At 29.9% G+C, this 16,000-nt stretch carries 16 protein-coding genes; all 16 read left to right on the top strand.

What is annotated here, in order from left to right:
- Positions 1-285: a helix-turn-helix transcriptional regulator gene (locus tag ACNQGN_RS17480; protein WP_417989112.1), complete on the top strand. Its 285-nt coding sequence runs from the start codon at positions 1-3 to the stop codon at positions 283-285.
- 10 nt (positions 286-295) lie between these two features.
- Positions 296-1,726: a DUF3987 domain-containing protein gene (locus tag ACNQGN_RS17475; protein ID WP_417989111.1), complete on the top strand. Its 1,431-nt coding sequence runs from the start codon at positions 296-298 to the stop codon at positions 1,724-1,726.
- Positions 1,727-1,952: 226 nt separating this feature from the next.
- Positions 1,953-3,005 (top strand): DUF6371 domain-containing protein, encoded by a 1,053-nt coding sequence (locus ACNQGN_RS17470; protein WP_417989110.1) that lies wholly within the window; start codon positions 1,953-1,955, stop codon positions 3,003-3,005.
- Between the two features lie 157 nt (positions 3,006-3,162).
- Positions 3,163-3,648, top strand: a complete 486-nt coding sequence (locus ACNQGN_RS17465) for a BfmA/BtgA family mobilization protein (protein ID WP_417989109.1) — start codon at positions 3,163-3,165, stop codon at positions 3,646-3,648.
- Positions 3,648-4,547, top strand: a complete 900-nt coding sequence (locus tag ACNQGN_RS17460) for a DUF5712 family protein (RefSeq protein ID WP_417989108.1) — start codon at positions 3,648-3,650, stop codon at positions 4,545-4,547. Before ACNQGN_RS17465 ends, ACNQGN_RS17460 begins: the two co-directional genes overlap by 1 nt.
- Positions 4,548-4,551: 4 nt before the next feature.
- Positions 4,552-4,695, top strand: coding sequence for a hypothetical protein (locus ACNQGN_RS17455; protein ID WP_417989107.1), 144 nt, complete (start codon positions 4,552-4,554; stop codon positions 4,693-4,695).
- Positions 4,685-4,819, top strand: a complete 135-nt coding sequence (locus ACNQGN_RS17450) for a hypothetical protein (protein ID WP_417989106.1) — start codon at positions 4,685-4,687, stop codon at positions 4,817-4,819. Before ACNQGN_RS17455 ends, ACNQGN_RS17450 begins: the two co-directional genes overlap by 11 nt.
- A 29-nt stretch (positions 4,820-4,848) precedes the next feature.
- Positions 4,849-5,112: a HigA family addiction module antitoxin gene (locus tag ACNQGN_RS17445; protein ID WP_417989105.1), complete on the top strand. Its 264-nt coding sequence runs from the start codon at positions 4,849-4,851 to the stop codon at positions 5,110-5,112.
- 70 nt (positions 5,113-5,182) lie between these two features.
- Positions 5,183-5,350, top strand: a complete 168-nt coding sequence (locus tag ACNQGN_RS17440; protein ID WP_416845962.1) for a hypothetical protein — start codon at positions 5,183-5,185, stop codon at positions 5,348-5,350.
- Between the two features lie 39 nt (positions 5,351-5,389).
- Entirely contained in the window at positions 5,390-5,596 is a 207-nt protein-coding gene (locus ACNQGN_RS17435) for a hypothetical protein (protein ID WP_417989104.1), read from the top strand.
- A 352-nt stretch (positions 5,597-5,948) separates the two neighbouring features.
- On the top strand, positions 5,949-7,511 hold the full coding sequence (locus ACNQGN_RS17430; protein ID WP_417989103.1) for a type I restriction-modification system subunit M: 1,563 nt from the start codon (positions 5,949-5,951) through the stop codon (positions 7,509-7,511).
- Complete coding sequence (locus ACNQGN_RS17425; protein ID WP_417989102.1) at positions 7,511-8,731, top strand: restriction endonuclease subunit S; 1,221 nt, start codon at positions 7,511-7,513, stop codon at positions 8,729-8,731. Before ACNQGN_RS17430 ends, ACNQGN_RS17425 begins: the two co-directional genes overlap by 1 nt.
- A gap of 25 nt (positions 8,732-8,756) precedes the next feature.
- Positions 8,757-10,475: a P-loop NTPase fold protein gene (locus ACNQGN_RS17420; RefSeq protein ID WP_417989101.1), complete on the top strand. Its 1,719-nt coding sequence runs from the start codon at positions 8,757-8,759 to the stop codon at positions 10,473-10,475.
- The gene (locus ACNQGN_RS17415; protein ID WP_417989100.1) at positions 10,472-13,345 is read left to right on the top strand and encodes a type I restriction endonuclease subunit R; all 2,874 of its coding nucleotides are present in this window, start codon (positions 10,472-10,474) and stop codon (positions 13,343-13,345) included. The genes ACNQGN_RS17420 and ACNQGN_RS17415 overlap by 4 nt, the downstream gene beginning before the upstream one ends.
- Positions 13,346-13,423: 78 nt before the next feature.
- A complete protein-coding gene (gene drt3a / locus ACNQGN_RS17410) occupies positions 13,424-14,905 on the top strand; it encodes an antiviral reverse transcriptase Drt3a (protein WP_417989099.1) in 1,482 nt (493 codons plus the stop codon).
- Positions 14,898-15,932, top strand: coding sequence for an antiviral reverse transcriptase Drt3b (drt3b, locus tag ACNQGN_RS17405; RefSeq protein ID WP_417989098.1), 1,035 nt, complete (start codon positions 14,898-14,900; stop codon positions 15,930-15,932). The genes drt3a and drt3b overlap by 8 nt, the downstream gene beginning before the upstream one ends.
- Positions 15,933-16,000: the final 68 nt, after the last annotated feature.

The following is a 16,000-nucleotide window of genomic DNA, read 5'->3' as shown; positions in this document are numbered from 1 at the left end:
ATGGAAAGCAATGCAATTATTCAAAAATTAACCCAATTAGAAAAACTTATAATTGGGACAAACAAACAAATCTTCACTGTTGATGATGTCGTAAACTACACTGGGTTTTCAAAAAGTTATGTATACAAACTAGTACATAATAGCATAATCCCCTACTCTAAACCTAATAATCGTACACTGTTTTTTACCAAAACAGAAATTGACGAATGGTTACTTCAAAACAAATCAAAATCGATTTCTCAAATCGAAAAGGAGGCAGCAAATTATGTAAACTCAAAAAAATAGTATTTGAGTTATGATTGATCTAAAAAACAATACCCTTCTTACTAAGGAAAGTAAAAAGGGTAAAATCTTTGATTCGCAAAACAAAGATATAGAAAAAGAAGGACGAATTGATATCGTTGATCTGGAAATTGATTTTTTGAAACATAAAGAAACCCACGGAAACTTATTCCCAATACAAATTTATCCAAAGGCTATACAAGAGATAATTATTGAGATTCACAACAAGCATCTATTCCCTATAGATTATCTTGGCGCAGGCATTCTTTCGGCTGCTTCGGCTTCAATAGGTAAATCACATAAACTTGAAGTAAAACATGGATGGCAAGAAAAAGTAAACCTATTTATGGTAATTGTTGGGCAACCCGGAGATGCAAAGACCCAAGCTTTAAAATTTTGCTTCAACCCTATTCAAATCAAAGAAAGTCAACTATTTACCGATTATGAAAATCAATTAGTTGAATATGAAAAAAGTAATTATGAAAATTCAGAACATAAAAACAAGGAAAAAAAACCAATCTTAAAAAGGTATTTATTAAGTGATTTTACTCCCGAAGCATTAATTCTAAATCACAGTTACAATAAGAGAGGGATTTGTATTTATGTAGATGAATTAAATGGATGGTTAAAGAATTTTAACCGTTATAATAGTTCAGGTGAAGCCGAAACCTATTTAAGTTTATGGAGCGGAACACAGATTACAACCGATAGAGCTTCGGGGAAATCCCTGAGACTAGAAGATCCTTGCTTAAGCGTTATTGGTAGCACTCAAATTTCGGTTTTAAAGGATTTTGGAAAAGATGGAAGATCAACTAATGGCTTTATGGATCGATTACTGTTTGTTTATCCAAACGAGGAGAAAATATTACGTTGGAATATAGAACAAGTAAATAAAGTACTTTTCAATAATTACACTACACTTATTCATAATTTAATTGATTTGGGTGATGATGATCCTAATATATCTAATGTTTTCACAATGGAAACTGATGCAAAAGAGTACTTATTCCGATGGCAAAATAATAGACCCGACAAATTTTTCTTTGATTATGAACGAAGCGTAGAAATAAAACTGCAACAATATGTGCTGCGGTTTGCATTAATTCTTCAATTAATTCATTCAACAGTACAAAGCGAATCAAAAAACCAAGTAGATGTATCTTCTATCAAAGGTGCCATCCAATTATTTGACTATTTCTACTATAATGCTATTCAAGTACGAACAGAGATTCTAAAAAAGAATTATTTCGAAACCCTTACAGAACTTCAAAAAAATATTTTAAACGAACTCCCAAAAACTTTTACAACTGCAGAAGGGATAAAAATAGCTTGTAAATTAATTGAAGGCAAACCCAGAGTTTCTGACAGACAATTTAAAACCTACTTAAAAGACCTCAAATTATTCAAACGGCTTGCACACGGAAGTTATGAAAAAACAGTATAGACTTCACTTTCTTCACTTTCTTCACTTTAAATACTAAAACACTGAATTACATAATTTTAAAAACACTAGTTTGTGCAAAATTAGTGAAGAAAGTGCAATTTAGTATTTCATGAATTATTTACAAAGTGAAGTCAAAATGAAGCCAAAGTGAAGCTATGTAGCATTGTTAAACCTTTGCTATTACTGGAAAGTGAAGAAAGTGAAGAAAGTGAAACCATAGTAAATTATGCATAAATATACATTACATAAAAAATCAACAAAACACCCGTGTCCAAACTGTAATAAAAAAACAATGGTCCTTTATATTGATGTAGAATCAAGCGAATATGTTTCTCTAATAGTTGGAAGATGTGACAGAGAAATAAATTGTGGTTATCACTATACTCCTAAATCTTATTTTATGGATAATAACATAGAATATAAAATTCATGTTCCCTACGAAGCCAAATCAGTAAAACAAGAGCAAATTTCATATCATAATGAAAAGGAATTACTGGCAACCTTTAAATACCATTCAGAAAATAATTTCATATCCTTCCTATTATCAAAATTTGATATTCAAGAGGTAGAAAAAATAGTTGATGAATATAAAATAGGAACTGCAAATTTCTGGCATTTCGGAACTGTATTTTGGCAGATCGATGAAAAAAATCTTATCAGAGGGGGAAAAATAATTATTTACAATAAATCCGGAAAAAGGACTAAATACATTAATTGGGTACACTCGTTAAAAATAAAATCGAATGAAATAAATGGTTTCAATCTCAATCAATGTTTTTTTGGAGAACATTTAATCAATACTAGCAACAATACAATTGCTATAGTTGAATCCGAGAAAACGGCTTGTATTATGAGCTTATTATTCAAAAAATACATTTGGTTAGCAGCAGGTAGTTTGAATGGTTTAAATGAATTAAAAATGGAAGTTCTAAAAAAACGAAAAATTATATTATATCCAGATTTGGGTGTATGTGGTCCTAATGGAAGTCCGTTCAGTATTTGGAAATCTAAGTGCGAGTCTTTTAAAAGTAAAGGATTTGATATTCAAATTTCAAATTTATTAGAATTAAAAGGCAATGTTGAGGATAGAAACAATGGTTTCGATATTGCTGACTATTTTTTAGAAAACATCAATTACATTCCAAAAAAACTTGATTCAAATGAACATAAAATAATAAACCTACTATATCAAAAAAACAAAAATTTAAAGCTTCTGATTGATGTCTTTGACCTTAGAGATTATTATGGAAACACAATCTCACTGTCTCTAAAAGAGTAGCAAGTAGGACAGGGGCGGAAAAACCCCTATCCTACTTGCTCTGCGAGGCCGAAGCCTTGAAAATAAGGCTTTCTTTAAGAATGAAATTTATAAGATTTTATAATTCAAATACAATAAAAACATAACTAACTGATTAACAGTTTTAAAAAATATAATTATGACTAAAAAAAGTATCATTATAGATGAAAAAGCTCATACAGAACTTGGGAAATTATCTGAAAGTTTGCGAATGAACTTGGGTTCTCTTGTTAAAGAGATGATTTATTATTTCAAAAAAACAGGTATCGATCCTAAAGATGCTGTAAACAAAAATCCTTCTGAAATGATTTCTACTTTAGACAAAAGAATTGTCTCTTTTCTAAAAGTACAGGAACGAGATATTTTGAAACCATTGAGGCAAGATATTTTCAATTATCAAAATTCCCATAAAGAGGAAGTTCTTAAATTAATAAATGCAATAAATAAACTCTTAAATCAGCATTCAGAAAGGATGAATGAAATTAAAAAAAATGATGCTGACAGAAACAAACTTATAGCAATTGAATTAGAAAAAAATAGACAAGCAATTTTAGCTATTTGTCTATTATTAGATGAGAAAAACAAGTCCGGTACCATTGATAAACTTAAATCTATCTTTTCATAATGCCAATATCTAAACCTCATAGTTCACTCGGTTCTGACAATAAAGGGAGTTGTTCTAAATTAGCTATTTACTTAGAAAAAGAAAACGAAGATTTAGACAAAATCATTAAAAAAACTTCTTCAGCGAGTGATGTTTATCAACTAGAGAGCAGGAAACAAGGTTTTTTTAATGATTCCGAAATAAATATTAGCACAATAGAAGCTATTAGTACCATTGATAATAATAAAAGAAAACTAGGTGCAAATGATGCGAAATATTTTGCTCCAACAATCAGTTTTAGCGAAAATGAATTGGAACACATTGCTTTTTTGGCATCTGAAAAAAGAGAGATTACAGGTGTTTGGGATTTTAACTTGAGAGAACTCGAAAAATTTAATCGGCTTATTAGAGAATATGGCAGAAAAATAATGGTCAATTATGCTTTAAATTTCAATCGGCAAGATAAAGGAATTAACACTGGAGGTGATTTAGTCTATTTTGCCAAAATTGAGCACTTTAGAAAATTTAAAGGAACAGACAAAGAAGTTATTGATAGAAAAGCAATTTCAGGCACATATAAAATCGGCTTACAATCTCACATACACATTATCGTTTCCAGAAAAGATAAAACGCAAAGATTGAAATTAAGCCCTACCTGTAACGAAAAATTAACTAGTAGAACGATTGGTGACAATGAGTATCAAGTTGGATTTGATAGGGTTAAATGGATTAATATGAATGAAAAAACATTCGACGAACATTTCAAGTATAACCGGAAAGAACTTGAAAAATTTAAAAATCAAAACATTTTAAAAAATGGAAGCCCTCAAGAAAAATTTGAACTTCTTTATCAAATAGATGCAATACAAAAAACGAAATCTATCAGAAGTATTAATTTTAATCAATCTCTAAAAAAATAAAAATATGGAATACAAAGATGTTACAGACGATTTTTTGCGAAACTATTGGAGAGCAGAAAAAAATTATATGGAAATTATAACTTATGATCTAAACGAAATAGTAAAATGTTTAGAATTATTTCCAAAGGGATTACGGTATGGACATTAACGAACTCTTAAAAGAAATCGTGAAAAACTATTTAGAAAAAGAGGTAGCATGCATTGAGGATTATGACTCTAAAAAATTTGCAAATCATGTTTTTGAAGAATTAGGAAAAATAGAAGTCAAATAGCTATTCAATTTGGGTCAAAAATATACATCATGGAAAGAAAAATGAAAAAAATACATCCCGGACAAATTCTACACATGGAACTTGTCGAGGGTAGAAAATTGACTATTCGCAAAATTACTGAACTGCTTGGAACTACCGAAGCTAATTTTTCAAATATCATAAATAGTCAGACCTCTATTACTCCCGATATGGCTTTAAGATTAGAAAAAGTATTTGGAGGAACAGCAAGTCATTTACTTAACTTACAAAGTTCTTATGATTTAGCAAAAGAAAAAGAAAACCCAAAAAATTGAGAATCAAATAGCTATTCAATTTTGGTGAAAGGTATTACTCTGTACACATCATTAAAAAACTTAATTTAAAATGGAAAACATCACACTCCAAACTTATGTTAATTCTAATATTCGTTTAAATGAACTTATAGAAATTGTTACTGACGAAATGGAAAGCAACGACCCTATTGCAATTGAATTTTTGGAAATAACTTCTATTATTGAAACTTATGAAAAAATACATTTTCCTGTATTCTAAGTTTATCTATGTAATTTAAAATTATGATAAAAAACAAATATGGATCCATATACTAAAATAAGAGTTATTGTTGTTACTGAAGCCGAATTTGAATCTGATCGTAATAGATATTTAGATTTACTATGCAAACACCAAAATACAATAGTTTTTCAAGAAGACGGAAGTTTCTCGGGTTTGTTTTATAATACTGAAGCAAAATTTGGAGAAAAACGAACTTACAGAATTTCGGGTAAAATAGAAGAATAAACTAGTTTAAACAAAAGGGTAAATATATTTTTATGTATAAAAATATATAAATATGTATGTAAATAAATATACATTTTAATTAAAAAATATGTATGTTAATAAATATAAATACATTTTAATTAAAAAACATTTATACATAAATGTTTTTTAATTAAAATGTATTGCGTTTATTTTTAGAAACCGACTTCGGGTACTAGCTTATAGTCATAGAATAACCTGAATAACAACTAAAAATGTACTAAAAGAAATTAAAAGAAAGATATTTCTTTACAATTTTGGATTTTCCTCTTTTCACTTCCGTATATATTCGATACTTTAGCAGTTATTATAATTCAAAAACAATAATTGCTTAATGGCAGCCGAACAAAAACAAAAATTAGAACAACAACTCTGGAATATTGCTAACACCCTACGTGGGAAAATGGATGCCGACGATTTTAGAGATTACATATTAGGTTTTATATTCTACAAGTACCTGAGTACAAAAATGGATTTGTACGCCAACACCATACTAAAACCAGACGGTTTGACTTTTCAAGAAATCGAAGGACATCCTGAGGAAGAAGTCTTGATGCAAGAAATTAAACAATTATCGATTGATAAACTGGGCTTTTTCTTGGAACCAGCTGATTTATTCTCGGAATTAGCAAGAAGAGGAAATGCAGGTGGGAAAAACAATTTCATTCTTGGGGATTTAGCCAAAGTCCTCACGCACATTGAGCAAAGTACGATGGGTTCTGAAAGCGAGGAAGATTTTGGCAACTTGTTTTCAGACTTAGATTTAACTAGCCACAAACTAGGGAAATCAGAAGCTGATAAAAACGAATTGATTGTAAAAGTACTGATTCACTTAGATGAAATTGATTTTGATTTAGAAAATACCGATAGTGATGTTCTGGGTGATGCCTACGAATATTTAATTGGACAGTTTGCAAGTGGTGCAGGTAAGAAAGCAGGAGAATTTTATACTCCACAACAAGTAAGCAGCATTTTAGCACAATTAGTAACTGCGGGTAAAGACCAACTCAAAAGCGTGTACGATCCTACTTGTGGTTCTGGTTCCTTGCTATTACGTGTAGCTAAAGAAGTAAAAGATGTAAGTGCTTTTTATGGTCAGGAAATGAATCCTACGACCTATAACTTGTGTCGTATGAACATGATTATGCATGATGTACACTACAAACGTTTTGATATTAAGAACGAAGATACTTTAGAGCGTCCACAACATTTAGATATGCGTTTTGAAGCTATTGTTGCTAATCCTCCTTTTTCTGCTAATTGGAGTGCCAGTCCTTTGTTTATGAACGATGATCGTTTTTCTGCTTATGGGAAACTGGCACCAAGCAGTAAAGCTGATTTTGCCTTTGTGCAACACATGGTACACCAGCTCGATGATAATGGAACTATGGCAATTGTTTTGCCTCACGGAGTTTTGTTTCGTGGTGCTGCCGAAGGACACATACGCCAATATTTAATACAAGATAAAAATTACCTAGATGCTGTAATTGGTTTGCCTGCCAATATCTTTTACGGTACGAGTATACCAACTTGTATTTTGGTCTTGAAGAAAAAAAGAATACATGCTAAAGACATTTTGTTCATTGATGCCAGCCAGCATTACGAAAAGGTGAAAACCCAAAACGTATTGCGTACTGAAGATATTGATAAAATCATTAGCACTTATGAAAATCGTTTGGTGGAAGAAAAATACAGCCATAGTGCTCTTTTAAGCGAAGTTGCCACCAACGATTACAACCTGAACATTCCTCGTTATGTAGATACGTTTGAAGAAGAAGATTCGGTTGATTTAACCACTGTCACCAATGAATTACGAGAATTGGCAGTTCTTAGTAAAACAACGGATGCAACAATTGAAAGCTTTTGTACAGAATTAGGAATTGAAACACCATTTTAATGAGTACAGAAACTTTAAATATTGAAAAAAAAATAGCTCTGTTACCACAATTGCGATTTCCTGGATTTGAAGGGGAATGGGAGAAAAGAAAATTAGGAGATGTTGGTAAAATAAGGATGTGCAAGAGGGTTTTTAGTGATGAAACTTCTGAAAGTGGTGAAATTCCATTCTACAAAATCGGAACATTTGGAAAGGAAGCAGATGCTTATATTACTAACGAACTTTATTTTAATTATATAGAAAGGTTTTCATTTCCTAAAATTGGTGAAATTCTGATGTCAGCATCTGGAACTTTAGGAAGAACTGTTGTTTATGATGGTAAACCAGCTTATTTTCAAGATTCAAATATTGTCTGGATTGATAATAATGAAAAGCTAATCACAAATTCGTTTTTATATTATATATACCAAATCGTAAAATATGATTCTGAAGGTGGAACAATACAGAGGCTTTATAACAGTATAATTAGTAATACTAAATTTAATAGACCAACCCTTCCAGAACAACAAAAAATAGCTTCTTTTTTAAGTGCTGTCGATGAAAAAATACAGCAACTTTCCCGAAAAAAGGAATTGTTATCCCAATACAAAAAAGGCGTCATGCAACAATTGTTCTCTGGTAAATTACGGTTTAAAGATGAGAATGGAAATGATTATGCGGATTGGGAAGAGAAAAAGTTGGGGGATTTAGGGATATTTAAAGGAGGAGGCACTCCATCAACTGAAATTTCAGAATATTGGGATGGAGACATTCCTTGGATATCAAGTTCTGATTTAATTGAAAATGACATTTCAAATATAAATGTAACTAGGTTCATTACTGAGAAAGCCATTACTGAAAGTGCAACAAAATTAATTCCTGTAAATAGTGTCCTTTTTATTTCAAGAGTTGGCGTAGGAAAGTTAGCAGTTAGTAAAAGAATAATGTGCACAAGTCAAGACTTTGCTAATTTTATTCCAAACGAAATTGATGCTTATTATATAGCTTATTATTTTATGAAAAATAATAATTTATTAAGTAGTTATGCTCAAGGAACATCTATAAAAGGATTTACTTCAGGTGATTTAAAAAGTATTAAAGTAAGTTATCCAGTTCTCGAAGAACAACAAAAAATAGCCGATTTTTTATCGAGTATCGATGCAAAAATTGAGAGTGTTAATCAACAAATCAACCAAACGCAAACGTTCAAAAAGGGTTTGTTACAGCAAATGTTTGTGTGATTTTTACTAGATGAATATAATAAAAATGAAAGATAATAATACAACTATATATAAGCCTGCAAAACGTAAGGATTATACTAATTTTAATCTAACTTTTCCTGAAGTAGATAAACTTTTGGATCAAATAGAATTGATAAAAAGACGAAAGATAAAAGATCATAATACACAAATCAATTACATAGATCCGTTTAATCATGTTAAAACGCTTAAAAATCAAGTAAATCACTTAATAATTGGAAGAAGAGGTGCTGGTAAAACATCGTTACTAATTAAAGTTATTGAAGAAATCAAAAAAGCCAATGGACTTGTAACAGTTGTTGATATGCAAGGTAAACAGAGACAAGGTGCAGATTTACCATTAGTCGAGGTTCTTTTGCAACTTTTTAATGATTTAAAAGACAACTTAGAAAACGACGAATTGTGGGAACCATATGTAACGAGAAAAGCAAAAACAAAATTTTATATGCTTAAATCTCTGTGCTATGGCCTAGTTAGTAAAGAAATATGGACAAATGAAAATATTGAGTACGATAAATTATTTAATACAATAACATATATTTTAAACAGATTAGATGCAATAAAACACACACCTAACGGAGCTACAATTCAAATTATAAAATCAAGTAAGCAAAAACAACAAAGCGCAAAAACATTTAAGATTTTAGGAGCAATTTCAGCTGATTACAAATATCTTGCAGCAGTTAATGCCACAGCTTCTATAGAATCTAGCTATACAGTTTCCCGGGAAAACGAAAACAATAATGAGAATAATTTAGAGTTTTCTGTCTCTTATTCTAAACAAGAAGCCCTTGATGAATTAAAACAAGACTGTATTAAATGCATTGAATCTTTTTTCAAAATTTTTAATAAATCGATATTTTTAATTTTAGATGATTTCTATCAAATTCCTATTAATAATCAACCATATATTTTTCAATATTTACATGATATTAATAAGGAAACAAGCCAAATGGCATTTTCATATAAAGCCTGTTTAGTTCCTAATAGATTTAAATTAAATGAAGAAAACAACAAAATATTATCTCATAAAGATGATTTTAGTACTATTAATTTAGATCGAGAGTTTTGCGAATTAGAAGCTAATAAGGATTTGTTATTTAAAATATTATGCGGTATTGATCCTAAATTAGGGCTTACTACAACTCGAATTAATAAGCTTTTTAATGATACATCTGTGATTAATGATTGTATTAGAGCTTCAGGAGCTCTCCCAAGATATTTCTTGGATGTTTTTAGCCATATGGTAAAATTTTCAATTGCAGAAAATCAAACTAAAATTCATAGAATGGTTCTTACTCAGGTTGTACGAGAAATTAAAAAAAGTAAAGATGAATTAATAAGTGAAGAAGCTTATTTACCTGAAAATCAAATCAGATCATTATATGGTATAATTGAAGAAGAGGTAGTTCACGGTTTACATACAAATGTAATTCTTTACCCCAATATATCATTCAAAAAGAATGAAGACATACTTAACTCGCTTATAAATTTAGGATACATTCACAGGATAAAAGAAAGTATTATGGTAAATAAAATCAACTATACACCGATATTTATAGATATGATTTTTACACATACTAAATCGGATAAAATGCCTAAACATTTTAAAGATGTTAAATTTTGGGAACAAAATGGAAAAAGTTTGTCTAAATGTCAAATATGGGAATTTAAGCAGGAAAGTATAAATGGTTTGAATCATCTTAATTTAGACGTTGTTTTATGAGCCATCAATCCGAAGCACAATTAGAAAACAATTTAATCAGGCAATTACAGGCTTTAGGCTATGAATTTGTAAAGATTCAGGATGGTACTGCTTTGGTTTCCAACTTAAAAAGTCAGCTAGAAGTGTTTAACAAAACCTCTTTTACTGCTAAAGAGTTTGATGCTATCCTCAATCATTTAGCCAAAGGAAATGTTTTTGAAAAAGCCAAAACACTAAGAGATCGTTTTCAATTGACCAAGGAGGATGATACTTCATTCTATGTTCGTTTTTTCAATACAGAAGACAATTGCCAGAATTTATTTCAAGTTACCAACCAAATCAGTCTGGAAGGAAGCTACAAAAACCGTTTTGATGTAACGCTTTTGGTCAACGGTTTGCCATTGGTGCAAATAGAATTGAAACGTTCGGGCATTGAAATCAAAGAAGCTTTTAATCAAATCAATCGCTACCAAATGCATTCTTTTTGGAGCAATCACGGTTTGTTTCAATACGTGCAATTGTTTGTGATAAGTAATGGAGTCAATACCAAATATTTGGCAAATAACAAATTGCAATCGGTAAAACAAACCTTCTTTTGGGCAGATGAGACCAATAAAAACATTACCGAGATAACCGAGTTTACTACTGCTTTCTTAAACCCAAATCACTTGGGCAAAATGATAGCTCATTACATAGTGATTAACGAAACCCATAAAGTGATGATGATCTTGCGTCCGTATCAATATTTTGCTACAGAGGCTATTATCCATCAAGTTAAAAACTCTAGTGATAACGCTTACATCTGGCATACCACTGGTTCAGGTAAAACCTTAACTTCATTCAAAGCAAGCCAAATTGTGATGGAACTGCCAGAGGTTTACAAAGTGGTTTTTGTAGTGGATAGAAAAGATTTGGATTATCAAACGATGAATGAGTTCAACGCTTTCAAAAAAGACAGTGTTGATGTTACAGATAATACACAATCCTTAGTAAGGCAATTGACTGATAATACAAAATTAGTCTTGACTACCATTCAAAAGTTAAATAATGCGGTTTCAGAACGTTTCAAAGGCAGCATTGAATCATTGCGACATAAGAAAATCGTTTTTATATTTGATGAATGCCACCGTTCTCAATTTGGAGAAACACATGACCGTATTACCAAATTCTTTGAGAAAAGTCAATTAATCGGTTTTACCGGAACACCAATATTTGCAGAGAATGCTTCTAAGAATGATTTAGGAAAACGCACCACCAAAGATTTGTTTGGAAACTGCTTGCACAAATACGTAATTACAGATGCTATTAGAGATCAAAATGTATTGCGTTTTGGGATTGAATATGTAGGGAAATACAAAAACAAGAGCAATGCTTTTATTGATATAGAAGTAGAAGACATTGACAAGCAAGAAGTGTTGGATTCAGCCAAAAGACTCAATAAAATCGTTGATTATATTATTGCTTATCACGATCAAAAAACCTTTAGTAAAGACTATTCAGCATTATTGGCCGTAAGCAGTATTGCTAATGTGATTCAGTATTATGATCTTTTTCAACAAAAGAAAGCTGCAGGAGAACATGATTTGCGTATTGCCACCATTTTTACTTATGGCACTAATGAAGATTCAGACGAAGCACAAGATTATCTTCCAGAGGATGAAGAATATGATTGGGCCGCCGAACCGCAAACAATCTATAAATCTAAGCACTCCAGAGACAAACTAGAGAGTTATATTGGTGATTATAACAAAATGTATGGTACTAGTTTTTCTACCAAAGACAGCCAACAGTTTGAGAATTACTTTAAAAACATAAGCCAACGATTAAAAGACCGGGAAAAAGAAAACTTCAACAATGAGAAAGACCGTTTGGATATTGTAATTGTAGTAAATATGATGCTTACGGGTTTCGATGCTAAAAAAGTAAATACACTTTATGTAGATAAAAACCTGAAGCAACACGGCTTAATTCAGGCGTATTCCAGAACCAATCGAATATTGGGTGAACAAAAGTCACAAGGGAACATTTTGTCCTTTAGAAACCTCAAAAAAGCGACAGACGATGCCATTACTTTGTTTTCGAATAAAGATGCCATTGAAGTAGTTACCATGCCCGATTATGAAGCCATTGCAGAAAAGTTTGACGAAGCATTGAAACTGTTACGGGAAATTACACCAACCTATCAAAGCGTAAATGATTTAGAAAGCGAAGAGGATGAAGCGCAATTTGTACAAGCCTTCCGAAAATTGATGCGAGCAATGAATGTATTGCAATCCTACACTGATTTTGATTGGGAAGATTTACCAATTGATGAAGAAGAATTTAATAAATACAAAAGCAAGTATTTAGACCTGTACCAAAAGGTTAAAGGAGATACTGAAAAACAAAAGACTTCTATACTCGATGATATCGATTTTGAATTAGAGTTAATCCATAGAGACCAAATCAACGTTGCTTACATCCTAAAATTGTTAGCACAATTGAAAGGAGTAAAGACATCTGATGCAGCTGTTCAAAGAAAAGCAATTATTGATTTATTGGGTGGTGATATTCAGTTAAGAAGCAAACGAGAACTGATACAAAAATTCATTGATGAGAATATGCCAAACATCAAGGATGGAGATAATATAGAAGATGAATTTGAAAAATACTGGCAAGATCAAAAAGTACTCGCCTTAGGCAAACTATGTGAAGAGGAACACCTTGACAAAGCACAATTCAAATCATTAATAGATGCATACATCTACAGTGGTCGGGAGCCTATAAAAGATGAAGTTTTTCAATGTTTAGACAATAGACCCAGTATTCTTCAAGCAAGAGTAATTGGTGATCGCATAATTGCTAAAATGAAGGAGTTTGTGGAAGTTTTTGTTAAAGGAATGATGGCTTAAAAGTGAATAAATTAATAGTATTCTAAATTAAAAACCTAATGTCTCTAAGGTAGGAATATCTCAAACTTAAAAAATATTATGCTAGATCAATCATTTTCAGGTTCCAATTTTAATATAATTTTTCTAAAAGAAAACAGAAAAGGAAATATAAAAGAAAGGCATTTAAATCAAGCATATTTTGATAAGCATTATGAATTTAATACTGTTTTAAATGAAAAAATAGATTTAAAAAAATCTAGAGCACTTTCAATTCAAGAATCAGATTCTTATGTAGAAAGATTAGAAGAAATAAACAAAGCTAAAGAAGAAATAAGGAATAATTTATTTTCTGAATATGCTAATATTGTCAATAATGACAAAACTCCATTTTGTTTTGAAATCAAATATGATAAACAAAACAAAATCTACACAACAAAAAAAGATGGGGTTCATTTTTTTGCAATTAAGCAACTTCAACAAAATCTAAGTAAAACTTTTAAAGTAATTCAGGCTGACAGAAACAAAATAATAAAACAAACCTATAATTTAATTTCTGATGGTTTTCCTAAAGTTGTAATCCGCACAGATATACATAAATTTTACGAATCAATTCCTCAAAATCATCTTTTTGAAAAATTAGAAAATAATACTTTAATTTCTCCTCTTTCTAAAAAACTTTTAAAAAGACTTTTTTATGAATTTGAAAGAATAAAAGATATAACAATAATGCAAGCAGGAAAGGGAATACCAAGAGGTTTTGGTGTTAGTGCATATCTTTCGGAATTGTATATGAGGGAAATTGATGACGAAATTAAAACGTTGCCAGACATTATTTATTACGCAAGATATGTTGATGATATTATTGCGATTTTTTCTCCAAAAACTAAAAGTCAAATAATAGATTATAAAGAAGTAATTAAAAAGATCATAAATAAGAGTGAACTTGAAATTAATGATAATTTAGAAGGTAGAAGTGATAAAACACAAAATATAAGATTATTAGAGAATCCTTTGCAAAGACAGGAAAAATTAGAATTTCTTGGATATAAATTTTTCATTAAACAGAATCAAGATATTATAATTGAATTATCAGATGGTAAAATAAATAGATATCTAAACAGAATAAAATTATCCATCGAAACCTATAATAAAGATTCTAAATATAATGAAAGTAGGGCAAGGAAAATGCTCTTCGACAGGTTGAAATTTTTAACTTGTAATTATCATTTAAATCATAACAAAAAGAATATAAAAGCAGGGATTTTTTATTCAAATTGTATGCTTGAATTAAATACATTCAGATATAATAGTCTTAATTGTTTGAAAATAAGAATGGGGATATTATTTAAAAACATAGAACCTCCTTTAAAAATTGGTGTAGATTCAACACATTCAATTGGGATTGATAAAGATGAAATTATTGGATATATTTTGAATAAATTTTGTTTTGAAAAAGGATTTAATGAAAAACCTTTTTATTCTTTTAATTTCAACAAAAATGAACAAAGGTATTACAGTAAAAAATTTAATAGGGTAACGAATAAATTTGAAGTAATTAAATCAATTTGGAAAAATGAGTAAGAAGAAAAAATATATTCAATATCCTAAAGAGAGAGCAATACTATCAGATGTATTGCCTTATGAGATTCCAATTACTTTTTCAAACAGATATCTATATAGATTTTTGGTTGAGAATAACATTTGTCTTGATAATGAAAAGATTGTTTTTAATAATGATTTTGTTGGCGATGATTTAATAGCTTTTAAAGAAATTTTAAAAATATTGTTTCATCATCAATATGATAATAATGAGGAGTATAAATTCAGAAAAATTCCTTTGACATATAGAATTACGCATAAAGAAAAAGATTTTAGGGAATTAGCATTGATACATCCAATTAATCAATTAAAGTTAATCAAACTCTATGAAGACTTTAAAGAATCTATTTTATATTCATGTTCAATTAGTAATTTCAGTGTTAGGAAACCTGTTCAAGTTGCGAAATTCAGTTTCTTTAATGACAAATTACACCAACTAAACAAAGGTGATAAAAATGATTTTTTAGAATTAAATGGTAGAGAATATGAAAATTTAAAAACTTTTTTTTCATATAAAAAATACACGAATATTTATAAGTTTCATGAGGACTACAGGTATCATCGGGCTGAAAAAAAATATAACTTTCTTTTTAAATTCGATATATCAAAATGTTTTGATAGTATTTATACACATTCTATATCTTGGGCTGTTTTAGGATTAGATACTGTAAAAGAAAATGTTGATGCTTCAAAGAAAAATTTTTCTGGAATATTTGATAAATTCATACAATACTCAAATTATGGTGAAACAAATGGTATTTTAATTGGTCCCGAATTTTCTCGAATTTTTGCAGAAATCATTCTTCAAAGAATTGACAAAACCGTCGAAGAAAAAATTAAGTTAAAAGGTTTTATAAATAGAATTGATTATGAATTGTACAGATATGTAGATGACTATTTTTTATTCTGCGATGATGATTTATTGAAAGAGGAAATTTTTAAAATATTTAAACACGAGTTAAAAGGTATGCGTCCCAGCAATAGCATCAATCCACTAAATCCTGATTGAAGTATTGTGGAAGAAGATTATGCAGTTCTGATGATTTGGTATCATTGATATTATTTAGAACATGATGC

Origin of the sequence: Flavobacterium rhamnosi (genome assembly GCF_048286515.1) — a bacterium.
Taxonomy (GTDB): Bacteria; Bacteroidota; Bacteroidia; order Flavobacteriales; family Flavobacteriaceae; genus Flavobacterium.
The sequence above is the reverse complement of the archived record's forward strand: the minus strand, read 5'-3'. Positions and strand labels throughout refer to the sequence as shown.